This window comes from Erwinia sp. BNK-24-b (assembly GCF_047456155.1).
In the GTDB taxonomy this organism is placed as follows: Bacteria; Pseudomonadota; Gammaproteobacteria; order Enterobacterales; family Enterobacteriaceae; genus Erwinia; species Erwinia phyllosphaerae.
This window is the reverse complement of sequence record NZ_CP179901.1, coordinates 1,483,700-1,506,775: the sequence shown is the minus strand read 5'-3', so window position 1 is coordinate 1,506,775 and position 23,076 is coordinate 1,483,700. Positions and strand designations below refer to the sequence as shown.

At 53.9% G+C, this 23,076-nt stretch carries 23 protein-coding genes and 1 other annotated feature; of the genes, 15 read left to right on the top strand and 8 right to left on the bottom strand.

What is annotated here, in order from left to right; translation table 11 throughout:
• Positions 1-256: 256 nt before the first annotated feature.
• From ACMGGR_RS06795 to dacD, 5 genes are all read right to left on the bottom strand, one after another.
• On the bottom strand, positions 257-1,501 hold the full coding sequence (locus tag ACMGGR_RS06795; RefSeq protein WP_414148460.1) for an MFS transporter: 1,245 nt from the start codon (positions 1,499-1,501) through the stop codon (positions 257-259).
• 16 nt (positions 1,502-1,517) lie between these two features.
• Positions 1,518-2,975: an EmmdR/YeeO family multidrug/toxin efflux MATE transporter gene (locus ACMGGR_RS06790; protein ID WP_246757782.1), complete on the bottom strand. Its 1,458-nt coding sequence runs from the start codon at positions 2,973-2,975 to the stop codon at positions 1,518-1,520.
• Between the two features lie 203 nt (positions 2,976-3,178).
• The gene (locus ACMGGR_RS06785; RefSeq protein ID WP_246757783.1) at positions 3,179-3,499 is read right to left on the bottom strand and encodes a DUF496 family protein; all 321 of its coding nucleotides are present in this window, start codon (positions 3,497-3,499) and stop codon (positions 3,179-3,181) included.
• A gap of 158 nt (positions 3,500-3,657) precedes the next feature.
• Positions 3,658-4,716, bottom strand: coding sequence for an FUSC family protein (locus ACMGGR_RS06780; RefSeq protein ID WP_246757784.1), 1,059 nt, complete (start codon positions 4,714-4,716; stop codon positions 3,658-3,660).
• Positions 4,717-4,934: 218 nt separating this feature from the next.
• A complete protein-coding gene (gene dacD / locus ACMGGR_RS06775; RefSeq protein ID WP_414148459.1) occupies positions 4,935-6,161 on the bottom strand; it encodes a serine-type D-Ala-D-Ala carboxypeptidase DacD in 1,227 nt (408 codons plus the stop codon).
• A gap of 236 nt (positions 6,162-6,397) precedes the next feature.
• Here dacD and sbcB point away from each other — a divergent pair, with 236 nt between their 5' ends.
• Entirely contained in the window at positions 6,398-7,825 is a 1,428-nt protein-coding gene (gene sbcB / locus ACMGGR_RS06770; protein WP_246757786.1) for an exodeoxyribonuclease I, read from the top strand.
• Positions 7,826-7,930: 105 nt separating this feature from the next.
• On the opposite strand, the gene ACMGGR_RS06765 is transcribed toward sbcB, so the two are convergent.
• The gene (locus tag ACMGGR_RS06765) at positions 7,931-9,295 is read right to left on the bottom strand and encodes an APC family permease (RefSeq protein ID WP_246757787.1); all 1,365 of its coding nucleotides are present in this window, start codon (positions 9,293-9,295) and stop codon (positions 7,931-7,933) included.
• On the opposite strand from ACMGGR_RS06765, the gene ACMGGR_RS06760 reads away from it, so the two are divergent.
• Positions 9,294-9,623: a hypothetical protein gene (locus ACMGGR_RS06760; protein ID WP_246757788.1), complete on the top strand. Its 330-nt coding sequence runs from the start codon at positions 9,294-9,296 to the stop codon at positions 9,621-9,623. The genes ACMGGR_RS06765 and ACMGGR_RS06760 overlap by 2 nt on opposite strands.
• A 52-nt stretch (positions 9,624-9,675) precedes the next feature.
• Here the strand turns inward: ACMGGR_RS06760 and ACMGGR_RS06755 are convergent, their stop codons facing one another.
• On the bottom strand, positions 9,676-11,094 hold the full coding sequence (locus ACMGGR_RS06755; RefSeq protein WP_246758072.1) for a glutamine synthetase family protein: 1,419 nt from the start codon (positions 11,092-11,094) through the stop codon (positions 9,676-9,678).
• A gap of 335 nt (positions 11,095-11,429) precedes the next feature.
• Between ACMGGR_RS06755 and puuR the strand changes: the two genes are divergently transcribed.
• The 4 genes from puuR (at position 11,430) to ACMGGR_RS06735 (ending at position 14,728) form a co-directional block, all read left to right on the top strand.
• The gene (gene puuR / locus ACMGGR_RS06750) at positions 11,430-11,987 is read left to right on the top strand and encodes an HTH-type transcriptional regulator PuuR (protein ID WP_246757789.1); all 558 of its coding nucleotides are present in this window, start codon (positions 11,430-11,432) and stop codon (positions 11,985-11,987) included.
• Between the two features lie 15 nt (positions 11,988-12,002).
• Entirely contained in the window at positions 12,003-13,280 is a 1,278-nt protein-coding gene (locus ACMGGR_RS06745) for an NAD(P)/FAD-dependent oxidoreductase (protein WP_414148458.1), read from the top strand.
• A gap of 147 nt (positions 13,281-13,427) precedes the next feature.
• Positions 13,428-13,790 (top strand): GtrA family protein, encoded by a 363-nt coding sequence (locus tag ACMGGR_RS06740; RefSeq protein WP_414148457.1) that lies wholly within the window; start codon positions 13,428-13,430, stop codon positions 13,788-13,790.
• Complete coding sequence (locus tag ACMGGR_RS06735; protein WP_414148456.1) at positions 13,790-14,728, top strand: glycosyltransferase family 2 protein; 939 nt, start codon at positions 13,790-13,792, stop codon at positions 14,726-14,728. The genes ACMGGR_RS06740 and ACMGGR_RS06735 overlap by 1 nt, the downstream gene beginning before the upstream one ends.
• A gap of 57 nt (positions 14,729-14,785) precedes the next feature.
• Here ACMGGR_RS06735 and ACMGGR_RS06730 read toward each other — a convergent pair whose 3' ends face one another.
• Positions 14,786-15,613, bottom strand: coding sequence for an SDR family oxidoreductase (locus tag ACMGGR_RS06730; RefSeq protein ID WP_414148455.1), 828 nt, complete (start codon positions 15,611-15,613; stop codon positions 14,786-14,788).
• A gap of 179 nt (positions 15,614-15,792) precedes the next feature.
• Here ACMGGR_RS06730 and hisL point away from each other — a divergent pair, with 179 nt between their 5' ends.
• The 9 genes from hisL (at position 15,793) to hisIE (ending at position 23,057) form a co-directional block, all read left to right on the top strand.
• Positions 15,793-15,840 (top strand): his operon leader peptide, encoded by a 48-nt coding sequence (gene hisL / locus ACMGGR_RS06725; protein ID WP_100396937.1) that lies wholly within the window; start codon positions 15,793-15,795, stop codon positions 15,838-15,840.
• Positions 15,816-15,937, top strand: a sequence feature (His leader region). (Overlaps the previous gene by 25 nt.)
• A 78-nt stretch (positions 15,938-16,015) precedes the next feature.
• A complete protein-coding gene (gene hisG, locus ACMGGR_RS06720; protein WP_246757794.1) occupies positions 16,016-16,915 on the top strand; it encodes an ATP phosphoribosyltransferase in 900 nt (299 codons plus the stop codon).
• Between the two features lie 3 nt (positions 16,916-16,918).
• A complete protein-coding gene (gene hisD / locus ACMGGR_RS06715) occupies positions 16,919-18,223 on the top strand; it encodes a histidinol dehydrogenase (protein WP_414148454.1) in 1,305 nt (434 codons plus the stop codon).
• Entirely contained in the window at positions 18,220-19,302 is a 1,083-nt protein-coding gene (hisC, locus tag ACMGGR_RS06710; protein WP_246757796.1) for a histidinol-phosphate transaminase, read from the top strand. Before hisD ends, hisC begins: the two co-directional genes overlap by 4 nt.
• Entirely contained in the window at positions 19,299-20,366 is a 1,068-nt protein-coding gene (gene hisB, locus ACMGGR_RS06705) for a bifunctional histidinol-phosphatase/imidazoleglycerol-phosphate dehydratase HisB (RefSeq protein WP_246757797.1), read from the top strand. Before hisC ends, hisB begins: the two co-directional genes overlap by 4 nt.
• Complete coding sequence (gene hisH, locus ACMGGR_RS06700; protein ID WP_246757798.1) at positions 20,366-20,956, top strand: imidazole glycerol phosphate synthase subunit HisH; 591 nt, start codon at positions 20,366-20,368, stop codon at positions 20,954-20,956. The genes hisB and hisH overlap by 1 nt, the downstream gene beginning before the upstream one ends.
• On the top strand, positions 20,957-21,694 hold the full coding sequence (gene hisA, locus ACMGGR_RS06695) for a 1-(5-phosphoribosyl)-5-[(5-phosphoribosylamino)methylideneamino]imidazole-4-carboxamide isomerase (RefSeq protein WP_246757799.1): 738 nt from the start codon (positions 20,957-20,959) through the stop codon (positions 21,692-21,694).
• The gene (gene hisF, locus ACMGGR_RS06690) at positions 21,676-22,452 is read left to right on the top strand and encodes an imidazole glycerol phosphate synthase subunit HisF (protein ID WP_246757800.1); all 777 of its coding nucleotides are present in this window, start codon (positions 21,676-21,678) and stop codon (positions 22,450-22,452) included. The genes hisA and hisF overlap by 19 nt, the downstream gene beginning before the upstream one ends.
• The gene (hisIE, locus tag ACMGGR_RS06685) at positions 22,446-23,057 is read left to right on the top strand and encodes a bifunctional phosphoribosyl-AMP cyclohydrolase/phosphoribosyl-ATP diphosphatase HisIE (RefSeq protein WP_246757801.1); all 612 of its coding nucleotides are present in this window, start codon (positions 22,446-22,448) and stop codon (positions 23,055-23,057) included. The genes hisF and hisIE overlap by 7 nt, the downstream gene beginning before the upstream one ends.
• The last annotated feature ends 19 nt before the right edge of the window (positions 23,058-23,076 follow it).

The following is a 23,076-nucleotide window of genomic DNA, read 5'->3' as shown; positions in this document are numbered from 1 at the left end:
GAACCGGTGAGTTGGCGCCACGGACGGCTTTAACATAAGCCATATAAATTCAAGGGATTAGCAAGGAAAGGCGGCTATGATCTGGCCTGAATAGCGGTAAAGCAGGGGGTAAGGCGACCTTAAGAAACAGGAAAGGAAAAAATAAGGGCAGTAAAAAAGATAAGCGCCGTTGATAGCTGGCGACGCTGGATTGCAGAAAAGTTAAAGTACGGCTGGCACTTTACCTCGCACCGACGGTGCGAGGTTTATTGCTGGGTTAGTTTTGCTCCGCAGCCGGATCGTGCAGGCGCTGACGCTGGCGCAGGCCAGGGAACCAGGCCATCCATAGCCCCACCACTATCAGCGTGCCGATACCGCCCAGCGCTGCCGCCGGGGCCGCGCCCATCCACGCAGCCAGCATGCCGGATTCGAATTCGCCGAGCTGGTTAGAAGTGTTAATAAAAATAGAGTTTACCGCGCTGACGCGTCCTCGCATCTCGTCTGGCGTATCCAGCTGTACCAGCGCGCCGCGAATAACCATGCTGACCATATCGAAACCGCCCAGCGCAAACAGCGCCAGCAGCGAAAGCCACAGCTCTTTCGACAAGGCAAAAACCAGCGTGGCTGCGCCAAAACCCGCCACGGAAGCAAACATAATGCGGCCAACGTTGCGTTCAAGCGAATTACGGCTAAGCCAAAAGCCCACCAGCAGGCCGCCGACTGCAGGCGCGCCGCGCAGCAAGCCTAATCCCCACGGCCCGGTATGCAGAATATCTTTGGCAAAAATGGGCAGCAGCGCCGTAGCGCCGCCCAGCAATACGGCAAACAGATCCAGCGAGATTACGCCAAGTACGTCTGGCCGATTGCGGATAAACTTGACGCCAGCAAAGACGCTGGCAAAGGTAGCCGGCTGGCGCGGCGGTGGCGCATGGTCGTAACGCAGCCGGCTCACCATCACAACGGAAATCAGATAAAGCACGCCGGTGGTGACGTAGACGGCTGCTGGCCCTGCAACATAAAGAAAGCCGCCCAGCGCCGGGCCAAGCATCGAGGCCGTTTGCATTGAGGCCGCATTAGCTGCCGTCGCTCGCGCCAGGATGCCGGGCGGCACCAGCGCAGGCAGCATGGACTGTAGCGAAGGCGCTTCCAGCGTTCTGGCAATCGACAGGATAAAAATCAACCCCAGAATCACCAGCTCGTTGGTGAGATGCAGCAGCGTTAGTACAGCGAGCGCGGCAATGGCCAGCAGCTCGGTTAACTGTCCCAGCAGCGTGACCAGACGACGATCGAACTGGTCGGCGACGTGTCCGGCAGGCAGCGCCAGCAGCACCGCAGGCAGAAACTGTGCCAGCCCGATTAAGCCAAGATCGAAAGCGCGACCGGTGATGGCGTAGATCTGCCAGCCCACCGCGATAGAAAGCATCTGAAAACCAAAGCTGGAGCTGGTGCGCGCCAGCCAGAAAGCGACAAAAGAACGATGGTGAAACAGCGATTCTGTTTCCCCGGAAGCGGGCGATTGCATAGCATTTCCTGATTTTTTATTTTTTTGACAGCGCCAGATCTTGCGCAGGTGACGCCTGCTGCGGGGCATATTTCCACAGCCAGCGGCCGCTGGTCATGCGACGGTAAAAGAAGATACCACGCACAATCCAGTCAAGAAACATGCCCAGCCAAATCCCGACGACGCCAAAGCCCAGCACCACGCCCAGCCCATAACCGGCGACGATGCGGCATCCCCACATCCCCAGTAGCGAAACCCACATGGTGAACCGGGCGTCGCGCGCGCCTTTTAACCCGGCAGGCAGCACCCAGGAAGCGGCCCAGAACGGCATAAACAGCGCGTTCAGCCAGATTAAAACTTTCACCACATGGATAACATCTGCATCACGGGTATAGAACGAAGCCAGAATCCCGGCAAAAGGCACCGTCAGCGCGGCCAGCGCGCAAAGACCAATGGTTGAGAGCCAAAAAATGTGCCGCAGCTGCCTTTCCGGCTGCCCGAGCTGCCCTTTTCCCAACCGCGTGCCAACGATAATAGTGGAGGCGGAGCCCAGCGAGTTGCCCGGCAGGTTAATCATTGAGGCGATAGAAAAGGCGATAAAATTCCCGGCGATAACATCGGTGCCCATCCCGGCGACAAAAACCTGAGTCAGCAGTTTGCCGCCGTTAAACAATACAGATTCGATACTGGCCGGCACGCCGATGCCCAACACCTCCATCAGAATATTGGTGTTAAGCTTGCTAAAGTAGCTTTTGAGCGTGATTTTTAGCCGTGGATTAAAGCCGATAGCCAGCACGTAAATTACCGCGATTGCGCCAATATAGCGCGCGATAGTCAATCCCAGCCCTGCCCCGACAAAGCCCATGCCTTTCCAGGAAAAGCAGCCGTAAATCAGGACGGTACTGATAATAATATTCAGGATGTTCATGCCGCCGTTGATCAGCATGGGGATTTTCGTGTTGCCCGCCCCACGCAGAGCGCCGCAGCCAATCAGCGCAATTGCCGCGGCTGGATAGCTCCAGGCGGTGATATTAAGGTAAGTTTGCGCCAGCGCTTTAACCTGCGGTTCTGCGCTACCCGCTATCAGATCGATAATCCATTCGCCATAAAATTCGATGCCGATCGCCAGCAGCACGGCAAAAATGGTCATCAGCACCAGCGACTGGCGAGCCGCCGCCTGCGCGCGTTCGCGGTTAAGTTTACCAAGGCTGAACGCCACCACCACCGTCGTACCCAAATCGATGGCGGCGAAAAAAGAGATGATCACCATGTTAAAGCTGTCGGCCAGCCCGACGCCCGCCATCGCTTCCTTACCCAGCCAGCTGACCAGAAAGGTGCTGAGCACGCCCATCAGCAAAACACAGAGGTTTTCGAAAAAAATCGGCACCGCCAGCGGCGTAATCTCTCGCCAGAAAAGTACCCGATATGAACGTCTTTTTGGATACCACGGCGTACGCCGGACCGCCTGTAACGGGGAAACTCTGAAGATTTGCAAGATAATGCCTGCCAGAAAGGGAGAAGACTCTACTGATGATGGTTAAAGGCTGCCTGATATGCAAAATCTTTTTCTGACAAAAGGGTGAATTTTTACAGGTCGGTTGTCACAAAAATTTGCCAGCGCTTATCGGGGGCGAATAAACGCTTTTTGCAGCAATAAAAAAAGGCGATCGACGATCGCCCTTTCATCAACGCTGCTATTTACTGACCTTTAGGCACGCCCATCGCCTTCAGTTTTTTCGACAGCTCGCGGCGTTCTTTGGAAAGATCGGCGTTTTTAATGATGTAGTCATCCACGCGGTCTTCATAGTCGCTACGCATGCTGCCGATGATTTCCTGAATGGCTTCGACGCTCATACCCGGCTTGATGTACTCGCTGAGGTTATCCAGCAGCAGGACACGTTTCTGGTTGTCGCGGATTTTCTTTTCGATATCGTGAATTTCACGCTGCAGCTTGTTCTTACGACGGAACATCCGCACAAACTCCAGTACGTCCTGAAAGGATTGCTTTGCATTTTCCATGGAAACACCTTCTGTTCAGGCCTGCGTGGCAGGCATTATTATCATAGCGCTCAGCTTAGCGGCACGCCGCGGCCGAGGGCAATTTTCAATTTGTAGAGTCGGACTGGCGTTATCTTAGCGCGAACCGACGTTTTTCGCAGTAAGTTGTTATTAATCGCTTATTTACGCAGCACCAGCCGCATCAGTTCGGAGAGCCTTGTCAGCTGGGCCGCCATCTCCAGGCTTAGCCAGACGTAACCGTGAATCGGCGTTTCCACCAGCTCGTCACTGTTGGATTCCGCGATCAGCTGCCGTAGCTCACGGGTAATTTCTGCCAGCTCTCCGCTGTTGGCGGCAATTTTTTCCGTGCTGCCTTCCACAATCGCCGTCGACAGCGCGCGCAGCGTATCTTCCGTCATCTGTTGCGTACGCTTTAGCGCTGGCGCATTCAGCATAATCAGATGGCTTTCACGCGATGACCACCAGGCGTTCAGCTGTAGCTCCAGCGTGCACACCATATTGCGGTTCAGGGTTTGAATACCCTCAAACACCGAGCGAGGTATGCGGGTTTCTTTGCTGGCGGGATCAATTAACGAACGCATTTTAACCACGCCGGTAAGCAGTCGCTGTAAAGGGCGAGTCAGTCGCGGTTTATCCACCAGGTTAGGCGAGAAGCCGGCATGATAGATTTTTGCGGTTTCCAGTAAGGAGTCGGAAAGCTTAATGCGCCAGTGGGTATAGGCTTTTTGCGGATAGATGCTGGTAAACAGCAGCGCCAGAAGCGATCCGAGGATCACATCGCCGCCGCGCCACAGCGCCATCGTCATATCGCCCGGTGCGCCACCGCAGATAACCGCCAGCGTAATGCCAATCAGCAACGCCATATAGGGATGTTTGCCGAGCGTCAGAAAACCACATAAAAACATGACCAGCGTGCACCAGGCGAGCATCACCGGCATCGACCAGAGTTCCAGTCGTAACGCGATAAACCCCGAGACCGATCCAAAAATGGTCCCGCCAATGCGCTGAATAGCACGAGGAAAAACGTTGCCCCAGGAAGAGATCGGCCCCATCACCACCACTAACGTAATCAGCGGCCAGCTGCCTTCCGGAATAGCGAACAGCCGTATCAGCAAAAAGGTCAGAACAAACGCCAGCGCAATGCGGATGCCGTGCACCGTGCGATAGTTACGATAAAGGGTGAATTCAAAGGCCGATAACGGCTTGTCGGGACGCACAAGACTCTCCAGGCGGTGACTAATTGCCCGGCATCATACCTGAAGTCAGGGAGATCTTAAGTGAAATAGCGTAACTTTTACCGTCTTCGCCTTTAGTGTTAACTCGCTGTTTACAACGAGCCACGCTCGTCACTTTTATCTTATGGCGGGTAATGATAAGCGCGGCTTAAACAAAGCGTATTAATATCGGCGGCCCTGCAAAGAACCGCCGGTATTGCTTACAGTTTACGCTTAATATAATCAGTAATACGCGTAATGATTCCAGCTTTTTCCACCGGCTGCAGGGTGACCAGCGGATAGGAAGCCAGTTCCTTATCGCCATCCACCAGTTGAATTGTCCCGACCTGCTCATGTAGTTTCAGCGGCGCTTCCAGATCTTTGCGATCGATAACGTACTTCGCCTTAACCTTCTTCACGTCTTCACGCGGAAGAGAGAGATAGACGTCTTTATCGCTGCCTACGGACACCTGATGCGGATTGCCGTACCAGACGTTTTCATGACCAATTTCTTTACCGGCATGGAACAGCTGAATGGTGTCAAAGTTATTCTGGCCCCAGATCAGCAGTTTTCTTGCCTGCTCTTCACGGCCTTTAGAGCTTTTGCCACCCATAATGACCGCGATTAAACGGCGCTGGCCGTCAACGCTTGAAGCGATGATATTAAAACCTGCGCTTTCGGTGTGGCCGGTTTTCAGTCCGTCAACGTGTAGCGTTTTATCCCATAATAATCCGTTACGATTCTGCTGGGTAATACCGTTCCAGGTCAGCGATTTTTCACCATACATCTGATAGAAATCTGGCTCGCCATAGATAATCGCGCGCGAAAGCTTTGCCAGATCGCCTGCGGTCGTATACTGACCCGGCGCATCCAGACCGTGTACCGTTTCAAAATGGGTATTGGTCAGGCCCAGTTTCTGAACATACTGGTTCATCTGATCGACGAAAGCGGCCTGGCTGCCCGCAACGTAGTCCGCCAGCGCCACACAGGCATCATTGCCGGAATCGATAATCACGCCGCGGCTAAGGTCGCGTACCGACACTTTTTCGCCCGGCTTCAGGAACATCAGCGACGAGCCTTTAAAAACCGGATTACCGGCCGCCCAGGCATCTTTGCCCACGGTGACCATGTCATCACGCGTGATGCGCTTACTGTCGATGGCGCGGTCAACCACGTAGCCGGTCATCAGTTTAGTCAGGCTGGCCGGGTTGCGGCGCTCATCGGCATTGCCCTGCGTCAGCACCTGACCCGTTGTGGCATCCATCAAAACCCAGGAAGCGGCGTCGATAGCTGGCGGAGTCAGGGGAAAAGCTAAGGGGTTATCTTCAGCATGGGCCACGGCAACAACGGCCAGAACCAGGCTGATACTTGCAAGCTGACGCTTCTTCAACGGAAAATCCTCGATATCTGCAGTGAAAAAAAACCTGCCTGTTGTACGGGATTTCATGCTGTAACGCGTTAAAAAATTGCAAGAAAATATTAAGATTACCCTGACTATTTAGCTCCGCTTGAGTATGTAAGCTTGCAAGTATCGTGATAAAGAAGTTTGAACCTGGTGCAGATTCAGTGCTTGTGCCAGTTGCTGGATAAAAAAGATTACCCCTCAGCTTTACGACAAAGGCTTCAGCCCACCTGCAAATTGCTCTACCATTAGAAAAATATTTTCTAATTGGATGCCTGTCAGTGAAACACGATGCTTCGCAACCCACCTTCCTTTTCCACGACTACGAAACCTTCGGCAAAAGTCCGTCGCTGGACCGGCCTGCACAGTTTGCCGGTATCCGTACGGATATGGATTTCAACATTATCGGCGAACCGGAAGTGTTCTACTGCAAGCCTGCCGATGACTATCTGCCGCAGCCGGAAGCCGTGATGATCACCGGAATAACGCCGCAGCTGGCGCAGGCGAAAGGGTTAAGCGAGGCGGCGTTTACTCAACGTATCCACCAGCTATTTAGCGAGCCAAACACCTGCATTGTTGGCTACAACAATATTCGCTTTGACGATGAGGTTACGCGCAACCTGCTCTATCGTAACTTTTACGATCCTTACGGCTGGAGCTGGCAGAACGGCAACAGCCGCTGGGACCTGCTGGACGTGATGCGCGCCTGCTACGCCTTAAGGCCGGAAGGCATTGCATGGCCGGAAAACGATGACGGTTTCCCCAGCTTCCGTCTGGAACATCTGACCAAAGCCAATGGCGTCGCCCATGAAAACGCGCACGACGCCATGTCCGACGTTTATGCCACTATTGCCATGGCTAAGCTGGTGAAAGAGAAACAGCCGCGCCTGTATGATTTCCTGTTCAGCCATCGTAATAAGCAAAAGATCATGACGCTGATCGATATTCCGCAGATGAAGCCGCTGATGCATATTTCCGGCATGTTTGGCGCATTTCGCGGTAATACCAGCTGGATTGCTCCGCTCGCCTGGCATCCTGTTAATAAAAATGCGCTGATTACCTGCGATCTGGCACAGGATATCTCACCGCTGCTGGAGCTGGACGCGGATGCGATGCGTGAAAGGCTCTATACGCGCCGGGAAGATCTGGGTGAAGCTTCTCCTGTTCCACTAAAGCTGGTGCATATTAATAAATGTCCTGTGGTAGCGCCTGCAAACACGCTGCGCGCGGAAGATGCCGAACGTCTGGGAATCGATCGCCAGCTATGCCTTGATAATCTGGCATTGCTGCGTCAGCATCCTGAAATCCGCGAAAAAGTAGTCGCGCTGTTTGCAGAAGCGGAACCTTTTACCGCTTCGGAAGACGTAGATGCTCAACTCTACGACGGCTTTTTCAGCGATGCCGATCGCAGCGCGATGAATATTATCCGGCAAACTACACCGGAAAACCTGCCCGCGCTGGACTTAACCTTTAACGACAAGCGCATTGAAAAACTGCTGTTCCGTTATCGCGCGCGCAATTTCCCCGGCACGCTGGATGAAGCTGAACAAAAGCGCTGGCTTCAGCATCGCCGTGAGGCGCTGGATCCTGAGCGGGTACAGAATTATATTCAGGAGCTGGAGATGCTGTTCAATCAATATGAAGGTGATAAGGCGAAGATGGCGCAGCTGAAAGCGCTGTTTGACTATGCACGCGAGCTGGTCTCCTGACGCGTAGATAAATAACAAAGGGCGCCGAAGCACCCTTTCTCAGTACGGCCGCTGGCATACGATAAGAAAAAGGGCGCCGAAGCGCCCTTTCAAATTACTGGCCGATTACATCGGCTCTTCAGTCCACTGCGGTACCGGTTTGCGGAAGCGATGGGTAACGGCGGCCAGATAGAGCAGACCAATCGCGCCCCACACCAGGCCCAGGATCATGGAACTTTCTTCCAGGTTAATCCACAGCGCCCCTACCGTTAACGCGCCGCACAGCGGCAGTATCAGGAAGTTAATATTATCCTTCAGCGTCTTGTTACGGCCTTCGCGGATCCAGAACTGCGAAATCACTGACAGGTTCACAAAGGTAAACGCCACCAGCGCGCCGAAGTTAATCAGCGCCGTCGCCGTTACCAGATCGAAGGTAATAGCAGAGAGGGCCACCACGCCAACCAGCAACACGTTCAGCGCCGGAGTACGCCATTTTGGATGGATATAGCCGAAGAAACGCTCCGGGAACACCCCGTCACGACCCATTACATACATCAGGCGAGAAACGCCAGCGTGTGCAGCCATACCGGAAGCCAGCACGGTAATGCAGGAGAAAATCAGGATGCCGAACTGGAAGGTTTTACCCGCCACATAAAGCATGATTTCCGGCTGCGACGCGTCCGGGTCTTTAAAGCGCGAAATGTCCGGGAAATAGAGCTGCAGGAAGTAGGAAACCACGATAAAGATCACGCCGCCAATCAGGGCAGTCAAAAAGATCGCTTTCGGGATAACACGGCCTGCATCTTTGGTTTCTTCAGACAGCGAGCTGATGCCGTCAAAACCAAGGAACGAGAAGCACAGGATCGTCGCGCCGGTAATCATCGGCACAACATGAGCCTGCTCAGACCAGAATGGCTTGCTGCTGACCAGCGTGCCGGTGCCTTCACCGTGCGCCACGCCATAAATCACCATACCGGTGATAGCCACCATCACTACCATCTGCAGTATCACAATAACGCTGTTAAAGTTGGCAACGGTTTTAATGCCTTTCAGGTTAGAAAGCGTCATAAAACCAACCAGCAGCACCACGAAAATCCATGAAGGAATTCCCGGCACCAGCGCTTCAAAATAAATTTTCGCCAGCAGAATATTGATCATCGGCATGATCAGATAATCCAGCAGCGATGACCAGCCAACCATAAAGCCAACGTGTGGGCTGATAGCTTTCTGGGCATAGGTATAGGCCGAGCCGGCAGACGGGAAGCGGCGAACCAGCTTGCCATAGCTCAGCGCAGTAAACAGGATCGCGATCAACGCGAAGGCGTAGGCGGTCGCTACATGACCATCGGTCAGGCCGGAAACAATGCCAAAGGTATCGAACAGGGTCATTGGCTGCATATAAGCCAGGCCCATCATCACTACAGGCATCAGAGTCAGCGTTTTTTTCAGGTGCGCGCGTGACTGCGGCGCAGAAGCTGGATTATGCGACATGATTCAGCCTCCCCATAGCATCAACCTTTCTGGGCTGAACCACAGGGAAACTTCGCTTTATGCGAGCGCTTTTCATTGTAGAGAGGGTAAAACAGGCAGGAGTGAAGGGATTCGCTGCCGCTGCGCCGTAGTCGTCGCGCAGATGTTTACCGGCTGCGGCCGGGGTAATGAAATGTTGACCCATCTTTACTTTCCTCAAAATGACGCTGTAAGCGTGTATCTGTCCGGTATTGAACCGGCCTCTTTAAAAATTTTCGTGCAAAAAAAAATAACCGACGCGTTGAACGCCGGTTATCAATTACAGGGGACATATTTTGCCTGGCTGTAAAACAGAATACAAGTTTTTTGGCCCCTTGCTGGCCATTTCTTTGCTGACGCTTTCAGGCGTTTTTCAACATCCAGTCAATTTCCGTCGCGGTGATAAGGCGTTCAAAATGCATCAGTTCATGGTGCTTGCAGCTGTGCCAGACAAAACCGAAACGTTCACCTAACATCTTCTGCAACGGATAGCTTTGCGCAAATTCATACAGCGCGTCGCTTTGCCGCACCGGCAGGGGCAGGCCTTCCGCCTGATGGCCATTGCCCGTTACCGCTGGCGGTAGCGGCAGCTGGTTATCGATACCGTGCAGGATACCCGCCAGCACCGCCGCAACCACCAGATAAGGGTTAGCATCCGCCCCCGCAACACGATATTCCACCCGATGATTTTCCGCTTCGGCACAGGGAATGCGCAGCGCAACGGTACGGTTATTATGTCCCCATGAAGCCTGCAGCGGCACAAAAGCTTCGGGCAGGAAACGACGATAGGCATTAACATTCGGTGCCAGTAGCGCCATCGAGGCCGGCATCAGGTCGATCATGCCTGCCAGCGCGCGCTTGAGCAGCGGCGAATCGCTTCCGTCGTCGGTAATAAACGCGTTATGGTCGGCGGCGTCCAGCAGGCTAACGTGCACGTGCATACCGCTTCCGGCATATTCCTCGTATGGCTTGGCCATAAAAGTCGCGTTCATCCCGTGATTTTCTGCGGTCTGGCGGATCAGGCGCTTAAGCTGTATAGCGTGATCGCAGGCGCTAAGAACGTTGCGGGTGTGATGCAGATTGATTTCAAACTGGCCTGGCGAGGCCTCAGCCAGCGCGCCATCGGTCGGGATGCCCTGCTGTTTAGCGAGCCTGTCGACGTCGTTTAATACTTCAGAGAAGCAGTCAAGGTTATCGACTGAATAGACCTGGCTTTGCCGGTTGCGCTCTTCGCTGCCCGGCGAGCACGGCGGCTGGATATAGCCTTCGGCATCACGCTTTTTATCCACCAGATAGAACTCCAGCTCTACCGCTACCACCGGAAATAATCCCCGATTGCGCAACTGCTGCCAAAGGTGATTCAGGACATTTCGGGGTTCAACGTCAAAGGGAGTACCATCTTGATTACGCATGGTCAATAAAACCTGCGCCAGATGTTGCGGGTCGGCTGCTGAGGGAGTGAGCGTGCCTTCAACCGGGACGCAGAGGTTATCCGGTTCGCCGAGCGCCTGGCCAAGGCCCGCCTCTTCTACCGTGTTGCCCAGAATATCCATTGCAAAGACAGAGGCGGGAAAATAACAGCCTTTTTCCAGCCTGAACAGGTTAGCGACAGGAATGCGCTTACCGCGGAAAACACCATTTAAATCGTTAAGCAGAACATCGACATTTTGCGTTTCAGGATAGCGTTCCAGATAGGCTTCTACTTCATGCTGGAACGCGCTGGTTCGTTTCTCTTCGGTGTGCCTGGTAAAATCTTCTACTTCGACGATATTGGTCATGATGCCGCCCGCCTGTATTGAGTTGTTGAGCATTGCTCAAAATAACCGCCACTCTTCTAACATAGCGCTAACATTTAAGCGCGGCAAATGTTATGAGAAAGATTATTTTTGCGGCAAAATCTTTTGCATATTGTTGCATGCGCTGTCAGATTGACAATATATTGCACGCGACTGCCCTCCTGACGGCTTTTCTGGTTGATATATTGAACAGGCCGGCCGGGCATTATTTCGAACAACCCATTGATTGACGTACTATTGTGGCAACGGCTGTCGGCAGCCCGTCGACCGCTTAACGGATTTTTTTTAGCCTGCTACAGGCATCACAAGGAATTAAGGCTATGAATGAAGTTTCCCTGGCTCCCGGACGTCGGCTGGCAGAGATCCGGCAGCAACTGGGATTGTCGCAGCGGCGCGTCGCCGAACTCTCCGGCCTGACGCACAGCGCTATCAGTACAATTGAACAGGATAAGGTCAGCCCGGCGGTAAGTACGCTGCAAAAGCTATTAAAGGTATATAACCTTTCGCTGTCCGAATTTTTCTCCGATCCGGTGAAGGTGACACAGCCGAAAGTGGTGATTGAGGCTGACGAGCTGATTGACATAGGCAGCCAGGGCGTGTCGCTACGGTTGATCCATAACGGCAGGCCCGATCGCACGCTGGCAATGCTGCTGGAAACTTATCAACCTGGCGCAACAACCGGGGAAAAGGTTCGTCATCCGGGTGAGGAAACCGGTACGCTGCTGGAGGGCGAAATCACGCTGACCGTTGATGGGCAAAGCTATCACCTTCATGCGGGTCAGAGCTACGTTATTGATACCGGACATCCTCACAGCTTTACCAATACGTCCACCCAGCCGTGCCGCATTGTCAGCGCGCATACGCCAGCCACGCTATAGCGGCGAGAGGGATTTATGGAACATGTGCCGAGTTATTACGCCGCTACCGTCAATCCACACGATGCCTGGCCTCAGCTTAACGACGATATTCAGTGCGATGTTTGCATTATCGGCGGCGGCTTTACCGGGCTCTCTTCGGCGCTTTTGCTGACCGAAGCGGGTTATGACGTGGTTGTGCTGGAAGCCGCAAAAATTGGTTTCGGCGCCAGCGGGCGTAATGGCGGCCAGGTGGTGAACTCTTACAGCCGCGATATCGACGTTATTGAGAAGCGCTACGGTAAAGAGAGTGCGCAACTGCTGGGCGGCATGATGTTTGAAGGCGCGGCGGTTATCCGCGACAGGATCGATCGCTACGCTATTAGCTGTGATTATCGTCACGGCGCTATTTTTGCCGCGCTCAACCGTCGCCAGCTTGCTCATTTAAAGCAGCAGCACAAGCGCTGGCAGCAGTATGGCAACCATCAGCTTGAACTGCTTGATGAGCTGGGCATCCGGCGGAAGATCGCCAGCGAGCGCTATGTCGGCGGCCTGCTGGATTACAGCGGCGGTCATCTGCATCCGCTGAACCTGGCGCTGGGCGAAGCAGAAGCGATTCGCCGTCATGGTGGCCGCATTTATGAAGAGTCCGAAGTGACGGCCGTTCGCTATGGCGTGCCTCATCTTATCCGTACTCTTAAAGGCAGCGTTGCGGCGAAGTACGTGATTTTTGCCGGTAACGCCTACCTTGCGCCGCACCTGGAACCCAGGCTGGCGCGTAAAAGCCTGCCCTGCGGTTCACAAATTATCGCGACTGAACCACTTTCTGCGGATAAAGCGCTCTCTTTACTGCCCGATAATCACTGCGTGGAAGACTGTAACTATCTGCTCGATTATTACCGGCTTACCGCTGACAGAAGGCTGCTATACGGCGGCGGCGTCACCTATGGCGCGCGTACGCCTGGCGACATAGACGGGCTGATTCGTCCAAAGCTGCTAAAAACGTTTCCGCAGCTGGACGGCATCAAATTTGACTATGCCTGGAGCGGCAATTTCCTGCTGACGCTGTCACGAATGCCGCAGGTAGGCCGCCTGGAAAACGGCGTGTTCTATATGCAAGGGGACAGTGGTCACGGCGTGACCTGGACACATCTGGCAGGCAAGCTGGTTTGTGAAGCGTTAAAAGGCGAGCCAAAGCGCTTTGACGCTTTTGCCCGCCTGCCGCATGCGCCCTTCCCCGGCGGCCGCCGCTTACGCGTACCTTTAACGGCCCTCGGCGCGGCCTGGTATGCGTTAAGGGATCGGCTGGGGGTTTAACTATATACCCAATGTATTGTTGCATATTGTGCATGCATATCTGACTACTAATCGAATCTATTTGTTTTTCTAAGGTTGATACAAACCTATATTTTCCTCAACCGCTGGAAATGATAGGATCGTTAAAATTTCGCAAAAGGATATGTTATGTGGCAGTTATTTACAAGATATGTATCGGTAGGCGTGCTTAACACGCTGCTTCACTGGCTGACCTTTTCATTGCTTGTGTATGCGCTGGCATGCCCACAATCCTTTGCCAATCTGGTGGCGTTTCTTATTGCTGTCACTTTTAGTTTTATTATCAACGCAAAATGGACGTTTAAAAAGCAGGCGACAAAAAACCGTTATTTCCTGTTTGTCATTTTCATGGGGTCTCTTGCCTGGCTGACGGGATACATTGCCGATCGATTACATTATCCATTTATCGTCACGCTGGTGGCTTTTTCAGTGATTAGCCTGATTGCTGGCTTTATATACTCAAAACTGGTTGTTTTCAGGGAAGCTATTTGATGAAAATATCGCTAATTGTACCCGTCTATAATGAAGAAGATGCCATTCCTGTTTTTTATACGGCGGTAAAGAAAGAGCTGGCGCAATATACTCTGGAAATCATTTTTATTAATGATGGTAGTGTAGATAAAACGGCCGATATTGCTGCGGATTTGATGAAGCAGGACAATGCTGTTCAGCTGATAAATTTCACTCGCAATTTTGGCAAAGAACCCGCGCTTTTTGCAGGCCTTGAACATGCTACAGGGGATGTTGTTATTCCGATAGATGTTGATTTGCAGGATCCTGTAGAGGTGATTCCACAGCTTATTGAAAAATGGCAAAACGGCGCGGATGTGGTGCTTGCTAAAAGAATCGATCGTAGCTCTGACGGTCATGTTAAAAGAAAGACAGCCGAATGGTTTTATCATTTACATAATAAAATAAGTACGCCAAAAATTGAAGAGAACGTAGGAGACTTTCGCCTCATTTCACGAGAAGTCGTAGAAAATATTAAGCTGCTGGAAGAACGCAACCTGTTTATGAAAGGGATCCTTAGCTGGGTTGGCGGAAAAACAGATATTGTTGAATATATTCGTGATGAAAGAGTTGCCGGCACGACTAAATTCAATGGCTGGAAGTTATGGAATCTGGCTTTAGAAGGTATTACGTCTTTCTCTACCTTCCCGTTACGCATCTGGACATACCTCGGCCTGTTAGTCGCTTCCTTATCTTTTTTATACGGCGCGTGGATGATCGTGGATAAAATTATTTGGGGTAATGCCGTTAGAGGCTATCCTTCTATCATGGTATCTATTCTGTTTCTTGGCGGCGTTCAACTTATTGGCATTGGCGTGCTGGGTGAATATATAGGTCGCATCTATATAGAAGTAAAAAGAAGACCAAAATATATAAAAGCGAAGAGAAAATCTGATAACTCCTCAGACTTTATGCAATGATAATTTAAAGCTTTAGCTGGCAAATCTGAACGCTATGATTTGCCAGCTACACATTCCTTAACTCAGCGGCATTTTGCCCGGGTCCGGATAGCGATAGGTGAAACCAAGCTCGCGACAGATCCGGCTACCATCGATAATTTTACCGCTGCTCTCGTTCTCTTCCTGACGGAAGGTCGGCGGCGTCAGGCCCAGCTGGCGAGCAACCGCCGGATAAAACGTTTCGCGTGACGGATGTTCCGGCGCACTCAGATTATAAGTACGTCCGCCGTTACCGCTTTCCAGTAACAAGGTTATAGCCTCGATCACATCTTCCAGATGCACCAGGTTGACGCCGTGCGACCCGTCACTTAGCTCTGTTTTACCTGCCAGGAAACGTCCAGGATGCCTTTGCGGCCCCACCAGCCCGGAAAGACGCAGAATATCGACAGAGGTATTGGGTAGCTCATGCAGCCACTTTTCCAGCTCGGCCAGCGTTTTTCCGGCTACGGTAACGGGTTCCAGCGGGCTGTCTTCGTTCATCTCCGTGCTACCTGCCCCGTAAACAGAGGTTGAACTGGTAAAAATAATCCGCGGCACGCCTGCTGCCAGCGCGCTGTCTACTATCTGCTGTACCGCCAGCAGATAATTTTCGCCGCCTTGCGCCGTGCGGCTGGCAGGCAGAGTAATCACTAATGCATCAACGTTAAGCAGTTCGTTGAGATCGTCCGCGTCGCAGTTAAGCTCCGGCGTTAACGTCAACAGACAGCTTGCCAGCCCGCACATTCGCGCCGCCTCTACGCCATCCTCGGTGGTTTTGCTGCCGGTAACAAACCAGCCTCTGGCCGTCAGCGCTAATCCCAACGGCATTCCCAGCCAGCCCAGTCCTACAATTGCCACTTTTTTCATTTTTCGGCTTCCTGACCTTTTCACTATGTCACTCAAATTACGCCAGCCTTGCGTCAACAACAATCGCCCGCCTCTTTTTATCTGTCAGGAATGATAAAAAAGTGTTGCGTCGGTCATTTGTCCTGGGTTAGGTTATTGGTCACGAAATGAATAATCATTCAACCAAATTTGAGATTTCTATGACACGCGTTCAGTTCAACCATCATCATCACCATCACCCTGACTAGTCTTTCAGGCGATGTGTGCTGGAAGACATTCAGATCTTCCAGTGGTGCAGAACGCAAAAAAAGCCCCCGGAAGATCGCCTTCCGGGGGCTTTTTTTATGGGCGAACACCCGGCCCTGAATGGATGAACGGCGAGAAGCAGTTAAATCGAACAGACAGGAAAAAGGATAAGCACCGATGTTAGATAATAAACGTTTACGCATAGCTATGCAGAAATCAGGCCGTTTAAGCGATGATTCACGCGAACTGCTGGCCCGCTGCGGCATTAAAATCAACCTGCAACAGCAGCGCCTGATCGCCTTCGCCGAGAACATGCCGATCGATATCCTGCGCGTGCGTGATGACGATATTCCAGGCCTGGTGATGGATGGCGTGGTTGACCTGGGCATCATCGGTGAAAACGTGCTGGAAGAAGAGCTGCTGACCCGTCGCGCTCAGGGTGAAGATCCACGCTACTCCACGCTGCGTCGTCTTGATTTTGGCGGCTGTCGTCTGTCGCTGGCCATGTCGGTTGATGATGACTATACCGGCCCGCAGTGCCTGCAAAATGCCCGTATCGCTACGTCTTATCCTCACCTGTTAAAGAAATACCTGGATAAACAAGGCGTTTCTTTTAAATCCTGTTTGCTGAACGGCTCCGTCGAAGTGGCTCCGCGTGCCGGTCTGGCCGATGCCATTTGCGACCTGGTTTCTACTGGCGCAACGCTGGAAGCCAATGGCCTGCGTGAAGTAGAAGTGATTTACCGTTCTAAAGCCTGTCTGATTCAGCGCGATGGCGAAATGCCTGCCGCCAAACAGGAGCTGATCGACAAGCTGATGACCCGCATCCAGGGCGTGATCCAGGCGCGCGAATCCAAATACATTATGCTGCACGCGCCGAGCGAGCGGCTGGAAGATATTATTTCCCTGCTGCCGGGCGCGGAACGTCCTACCGTCCTGCCGCTGGCGGGCGACAAGAGCCGTGTCGCCATGCATATGGTCAGTAGCGAAACGCTGTTCTGGGAAACGATGGAGAAACTGAAAGCGCTGGGCGCCAGCTCCATTCTCGTGTTGCCGATTGAGAAGATGATGGAGTAAGCGATGAGCTCTTTGGTCCCGATTAACTGGCAGGATTGCAGCACAGAGCAGCAAAAAGCGCTGCTGATGCGCCCGGCTATTTCCGCCTCGGAAAACATCACCACCAGCGTTCGTGCGATTCTGGAAAAGGTAAAAGCGGAAGGCGATGCCGCACTGCGCTACTACAGCGCCGCTTTTGATAAAGCCGATATCGACACGCTGCGCGTCACCAGCGAGCAGATTGAGGCGGCTTCCGGCCGCCTTGGCGATGAAGTCAAACAGGCGATGGCCGTGGCGGTGGCAAATATTGATAAGTTTCACCAGGCGCAAAAACTGCCGGTTATCGATATTGAAACCCAGCCGGGCGTGCGCTGTCAGCAGATTACCCGTCCGGTAGCCAGCGTAGGGCTTTATATTCCCGGCGGTTCGGCCCCGCTCTTTTCGACCGTCCTGATGCTGGCGACGCCTGCCCGTATTGCGGGCTGCAAGCGTGTGGTGCTCTGCTCGCCGCCACCAATTGCCGACGAAATTTTATATGCGGCAAAGCTGTGCGGCGTGCAGGAAGTTTTCCAGGTTGGCGGCGCGCAGGCCATTGCCGCGCTGGCGCTGGGTACCGAGTCAGTGCCGAAAGTCGATAAAATTTTTGGTCCGGGCAACGCTTACGTTACCGAAGCTAAACGTCAGGTAAGCCAGCGTCTGGACGGTGCGGCCATCGATATGCCCGCCGGGCCTTCCGAAGTGCTGGTGATTGCCGACGCGGAAGCCACGCCGGATTTTGTTGCCTCCGATCTGCTTTCCCAGGCCGAACACGGGCCGGACTCGCAGGTTATTCTACTGACGCCTTCAAAACCTATGGCCGAAGCGGTTGCCGCTGCGGTAGAAAAGCAGCTGGCCGAGCTGCCGCGTGCGGAAACGGCGCGCAAAGCACTTTCTGCCAGCCGTCTGATTGTGGCCAGGGACCTGGCGCAGTGCGTGGAAATCAGCAATCTTTACGGGCCAGAGCACCTGATTATTCAGACTCGCCAGGCGCGCGATCTGGTTGACGACATTACCAGCGCCGGCTCGGTCTTCCTCGGCGACTGGTCACCGGAGTCCGCGGGCGATTACGCTTCCGGCACTAATCACGTGCTGCCTACCTATGGCTTTACGGCGACCTGTTCCAGCCTGGGGCTGGCTGACTTCCAGAAACGGATGACGGTGCAGGAACTGACCAGACAGGGTTTTATGGATCTGGCGCCTACTATCGAAATCCTGGCGGCGGCAGAGCAGCTTACCGCCCACAAAAACGCCGTCACTCTGCGCGTTGCCGCGCTGAAGGAGAAGCCATGAGCATTGAAAATTTAGCCCGCGCCAACGTTCGCCAGCTGACGCCTTACCAGTCTGCCCGCCGTCTTGGCGGCAACGGTGACGTCTGGCTGAACGCCAACGAGTATCCGCTGGCGGTGCCGTTTGAGCTGAGCCAACAGACGCTAAACCGCTATCCGGAATGCCAGCCCAAAGCGGTCATTGAACGCTATGCGGCTTACGCTGGCCTGCAACCCGATCAGGTACTAACCTGCCGTGGCGCGGACGAAGGCATCGAACTGCTGATGCGCGCTTTCTGCGAGCCGGGCAAAGACGCCGTGCTGTTCTGTCCGCCAACTTATGGTATGTATAGCGTCAGTGCGGAAACGCTGGGCGTAGAGTATCGCACCGTAGCCGCGCGGGATGGCTGGCAGCTGAATCTACCTGCTATTGCCGACCAGCTTGATGGCGTAAAGCTGGTTTATGTTTGCAGCCCGAACAACCCGACCGCGAATCTGGTCAATCCTGAAGATATCCGTCAGCTGCTGGAGATGACGCGCGGCAAAGCGCTGGTCGTAGCCGACGAAGCCTATATTGAGTTCTGCGCCGAAGCCACGCTCACGGGCTGGCTGGCGGAATATCCTCACCTGGTTATTCTGCGCACGCTGTCCAAAGCTTTCGCGCTGGCCGGGCTGCGCTGCGGCTTTACGCTGGCTAACGCCGAGGTTATCGCGCTGCTGCTGAAAGTTATCGCGCCTTATCCGCTTGCCACGCCGGTGGCCGATATTGCCGCGCAGGCGTTAAGCGAGCAAGGCCTGACATTAATGAGGGAGCACGTTAAAGAAGTGCTGGCCACGCGTGAAAAGTTAATCCGCGAGCTAGGCCAGTGCAGCTGCGTGGAAGAGGTTTTCCCCAGCGAGACTAACTACGTGCTGGCCCGCTTCACCGACTCAGGCCAGGTCTTTAAATCCTTATGGGATCAGGGCATTATCCTGCGTGACCAGAATAAACAGCCGGGGCTGTCGGGCTGTCTGCGCATCACCATCGGCACCCGTGAAGAGTGCGATCGCGTTATTTCCGCGCTGCAAAAGCTGCCGGGCGCGTCATCTATGGAGCAAGCATGAGTCAGAAAGTTCTTTTTATCGATCGCGACGGCACGATTATCTCCGAGCCGCCGGAAGATTATCAGGTAGACCGTATGGAGAAGCTGGCCTTCGAGCCGGACGTAATCCCTGCCCTGCTGGCGCTGCAAGGTGCGGGCTATCGGCTGGTGATGATCACCAACCAGGACGGTCTGGGTACCGACAGTTTTCCGCAGGCCGATTTTGATGGCCCGCATCGGCTAATGATGCAGGTGTTAAATTCTCAGGGCGTGCAGTTTGACGACGTGCTGATCTGCCCGCATTTGCCGGAAGACAACTGCGACTGCCGCAAGCCAAAAACCAAACTGGTGACGGCATGGCTGGCGGACGGCGCGCTGGATACCGCTAACAGCTATGTCATTGGCGATCGCACTACCGATCTGCAGCTAGCCAGTAATATGGGTATTCAGGGCCTGCACTATTCGCAAAATGGTCTTACCTGGTCGGCGATTCAGCAGCAGCTGACCAAACGCGATCGTCACGCGCTGGTCAATCGCCACACTAAAGAGACACAGATTAAAGTCGAAGTCTGGCTGGATCGCGAGGGCAACAGCCAGTTCAATACCGGCGTCGGCTTTTTTGACCACATGCTGGATCAGATCGCCACGCACGGCGGCTTCCGCATGAATATTGAAGTGAAAGGCGATCTTTATATCGACGATCACCACACGGTAGAAGATACCGGTCTGGCACTGGGCGAGGCGCTGCTGAAGGCGCTGGGCGACAAGCGCGGCATTGGCCGTTTTGGTTTTGTCCTGCCGATGGACGAATGCCTTGCACGCTGCGCGCTGGATATTTCCGGCCGCCCGCACCTTGAGTACAAGGCGGAATTTAACTATCAGCGCGTGGGCGATTTAAGCACGGAAATGGTAGAGCACTTCTTCCGCTCGCTCTCTTACACCATGGCCAGCACCCTGCACCTGAAAACCAAAGGTAAAAACGATCATCACCGCGTGGAAAGCCTGTTTAAAGCCTTTGGCCGCACGCTGCGTCAGGCGATCCGCGTAGAAGGCAATACCCTCCCCAGCTCGAAAGGAGTGCTGTGATGAATGTGGTCATCCTCGATACCGGCTGCGCTAACCTTTCCTCCGTTAAGTGGGCGATTCAGCGACTGGGTTACGAGCCGCAGGTCAGCCGCGAAGCGGACGTAGTACTGCAAGCCGACAAACTGCTGCTGCCGGGCGTCGGCACGGCTCAGGCGGCGATGGATCAGCTGCGCGAACGTGAGCTTATCGAGCTGATAAAAGCCTGTACCCAGCCGGTATTAGGTATTTGCCTGGGTATGCAGCTGCTGGGCTCGCTTAGTGAGGAAAGCAACGGCGTCACCACGCTGGGCATTATCGACCGGCCGGTGCAGAAGATGAACGATCATGGCCTGCCGCTGCCGCACATGGGCTGGAACCAGATTACTGCTCAGGCGGGCAACCACCTATTTCGCGGCATTGCCGACGGCGCGTATTTCTATTTTGTGCATAGCTACGCGATGCCGGTGAACGAGTTCACCATCGCTCAGTGCAACTATGGCGAGCCTTTTACCGCTGCGGTGCAAAAAGATAACTTCTTTGGCGTACAGTTTCACCCGGAGCGCTCCGGCGCGGCTGGCGCGCAGCTGCTGAAAAATTTTCTGGAGATGTAAGTGATCATTCCCGCACTAGATTTAATAGAAGGAAAAGTGGTCCGGCTGCATCAGGGCGATTATGGCCAGCAGCGCGACTACGGCAGCGATCCTTTGCCGCGCTTACAGGATTATCAGGCCCAGGGTGCGGAAGTCCTGCACCTGGTCGACTTAACCGGCGCGAAAGATCCGGCCGCGCGCCAGATCCCACTGCTGAAAAAATTGCTGGCGGGCGTAAGCGTGCCGGTGCAGGTTGGCGGCGGCATTCGCACTAAGGATGACGTAGAGGCGCTGCTGGAAGCTGGCGCCACGCGCGTGGTGGTCGGCTCTACGGCGGTAAAAGAGCCGCAGGAAGTGCAAAACTGGTTCAGGCAATATGGTGCAGAAGCGATCGTGCTGGCGCTGGACGTGCGTATCAATGCCAGCAACCGTAAAGAAGTGGCTATCAGCGGCTGGCAGGAAGCGGCGGGCGTAACGCTGGAGGAAGTGATTGAGCAGTTTCAGCCGTATGGCCTGAAGCACGTTCTTTGTACCGATATTTCCCGCGACGGCACGCTACAGGGATCTAACGTCGGATTATATCGCGAGGTTTCAGCCCTTTATCCACACATCGCCTTTCAGTCATCCGGCGGCATCGGTTCGCTGGACGATATTCGCGCGCTGCGCGGCTGCGGTGCCCAAGGCGTGATTGTTGGTCGCGCTTTACTGGAAGGTAAATTTAACGTTTCGGAGGCGATAACATGCTGGCAAAACGGATAATCCCCTGTCTGGACGTTCGCGACGGCCAGGTGGTTAAAGGCGTGCAGTTCCGTAATCATGAAATCATTGGCGATATCGTACCGCTGGCACAGCGTTATGCGCAGGAAGGCGCGGACGAGCTGGTTTTTTATGATATCACCGCCTCTTCGGCTAATCGCGTGGTCGATAAAAGCTGGGTAGCGCGCGTGGCGGAAGTGATCGATATTCCTTTCTGCGTGGCTGGCGGCATTAAGTCTGCGGAAGATGCCGCGCAAATTCTCTCCTTCGGCGCGGATAAAATCTCTATTAATTCTCCGGCGCTGGCCGATCCTGAACTGATTACGCGCCTTGCCGATCGCTTCGGAGTGCAGTGTATCGTGGTCGGTATTGATACCTGGTATGACAGCGAAAGCGGCAAATACCATGTGAATCAGTACACCGGCGACGAAGCGCGTACCCGGGTAACCACGTGGGAAACGCTGGACTGGGTAGAAGAAGTACAAAGACGCGGCGCGGGTGAAATCGTTTTAAATATGATGAACCAGGACGGCGTACGTAACGGTTACGATCTGACTCAGCTGCAAAAAGTACGCGCCGTCTGTAAAGTGCCGCTGATTGCTTCCGGCGGCGCGGGCACGATGGAGCACTTTTATGAGGCTTTCCGTGATGCCGATGTGGATGGCGCGCTGGCCGCTTCCGTGTTCCATAAGCAGATTATCAACATTGGCGAGCTGAAGGCATTTTTGCTCGACAAAGGCGTGGAGATTCGTACGTGTTAACAGAACAGCAGCTATCCCAACTCGACTGGCAAAAAACCGACGGCATGATGCCGGCTATCGTGCAGCACGCCGTTTCCGGCGAAGTATTGATGCACGGCTATATGAACCAGCAGGCGCTGGCGAAAACGCTGGAAATCGGCAAGGTCACCTTTTGGTCGCGTACTAAACAACGCCTGTGGACCAAAGGTGAAACTTCCGAACATTTCCTGAACGTGGTCAGCATTACGCCGGACTGTGATAACGATACGCTGCTGGTGCTGGCTAATCCGGTTGGCCCAACCTGCCATCGCGGCACCTCAAGCTGCTTCTCGCCTGCCGCCGCCGACTGGACATTCCTCTATCAGTTAGAGCAGCTTCTGGCCGAACGTAAACATGCCGATCCGAAAAGCTCCTACACCGCCAGCCTGTACGCCAGCGGCACCAAGCGTATCGCGCAGAAAGTGGGAGAAGAAGGCGTGGAAACCGCGCTGGCAGCGACGGTGAACGACCGCTTTGAGTTGACTAATGAAGCTTCGGATCTGGTTTATCACCTGCTGGTGCTGCTTCAGGATCAGGATTTAAACCTGAGTGCGGTAATAGAGAATCTGCGCCAGCGCCATAAGTAATCAAGACAAGCCGGGAAAC

Excerpts from the sequence above, each read along its gene's own strand:
- ACMGGR_RS06795 (WP_414148460.1), bottom strand. The coding sequence starts at position 1,501 with ATGCAATCGCCCGCTTCCGGGGAAACAGAATCGCTGTTTCACCATCGT.
- ACMGGR_RS06785 (WP_246757783.1), bottom strand. The coding sequence starts at position 3,499 with ATGGAAAATGCAAAGCAATCCTTTCAGGACGTACTGGAGTTTGTGCGG.
- dacD (WP_414148459.1), bottom strand. The coding sequence starts at position 6,161 with ATGAAATCCCGTACAACAGGCAGGTTTTTTTTCACTGCAGATATCGAG.
- ACMGGR_RS06760 (WP_246757788.1), top strand. The coding sequence starts at position 9,294 with ATGATTCAGCCTCCCCATAGCATCAACCTTTCTGGGCTGAACCACAGG.
- ACMGGR_RS06765 (WP_246757787.1), bottom strand. The coding sequence starts at position 9,295 with ATGTCGCATAATCCAGCTTCTGCGCCGCAGTCACGCGCGCACCTGAAA.
- puuR (WP_246757789.1), top strand. The coding sequence starts at position 11,430 with ATGAATGAAGTTTCCCTGGCTCCCGGACGTCGGCTGGCAGAGATCCGG.
- ACMGGR_RS06745 (WP_414148458.1), top strand. The coding sequence starts at position 12,003 with ATGGAACATGTGCCGAGTTATTACGCCGCTACCGTCAATCCACACGAT.
- ACMGGR_RS06740 (WP_414148457.1), top strand. The coding sequence starts at position 13,428 with ATGTGGCAGTTATTTACAAGATATGTATCGGTAGGCGTGCTTAACACG.
- ACMGGR_RS06735 (WP_414148456.1), top strand. The coding sequence starts at position 13,790 with ATGAAAATATCGCTAATTGTACCCGTCTATAATGAAGAAGATGCCATT.
- ACMGGR_RS06730 (WP_414148455.1), bottom strand. The coding sequence starts at position 15,613 with ATGAAAAAAGTGGCAATTGTAGGACTGGGCTGGCTGGGAATGCCGTTG.
- hisG (WP_246757794.1), top strand. The coding sequence starts at position 16,016 with ATGTTAGATAATAAACGTTTACGCATAGCTATGCAGAAATCAGGCCGT.
- hisD (WP_414148454.1), top strand. The coding sequence starts at position 16,919 with ATGAGCTCTTTGGTCCCGATTAACTGGCAGGATTGCAGCACAGAGCAG.
- hisC (WP_246757796.1), top strand. The coding sequence starts at position 18,220 with ATGAGCATTGAAAATTTAGCCCGCGCCAACGTTCGCCAGCTGACGCCT.
- hisB (WP_246757797.1), top strand. The coding sequence starts at position 19,299 with ATGAGTCAGAAAGTTCTTTTTATCGATCGCGACGGCACGATTATCTCC.
- hisH (WP_246757798.1), top strand. The coding sequence starts at position 20,366 with ATGAATGTGGTCATCCTCGATACCGGCTGCGCTAACCTTTCCTCCGTT.
- hisF (WP_246757800.1), top strand. The coding sequence starts at position 21,676 with ATGCTGGCAAAACGGATAATCCCCTGTCTGGACGTTCGCGACGGCCAG.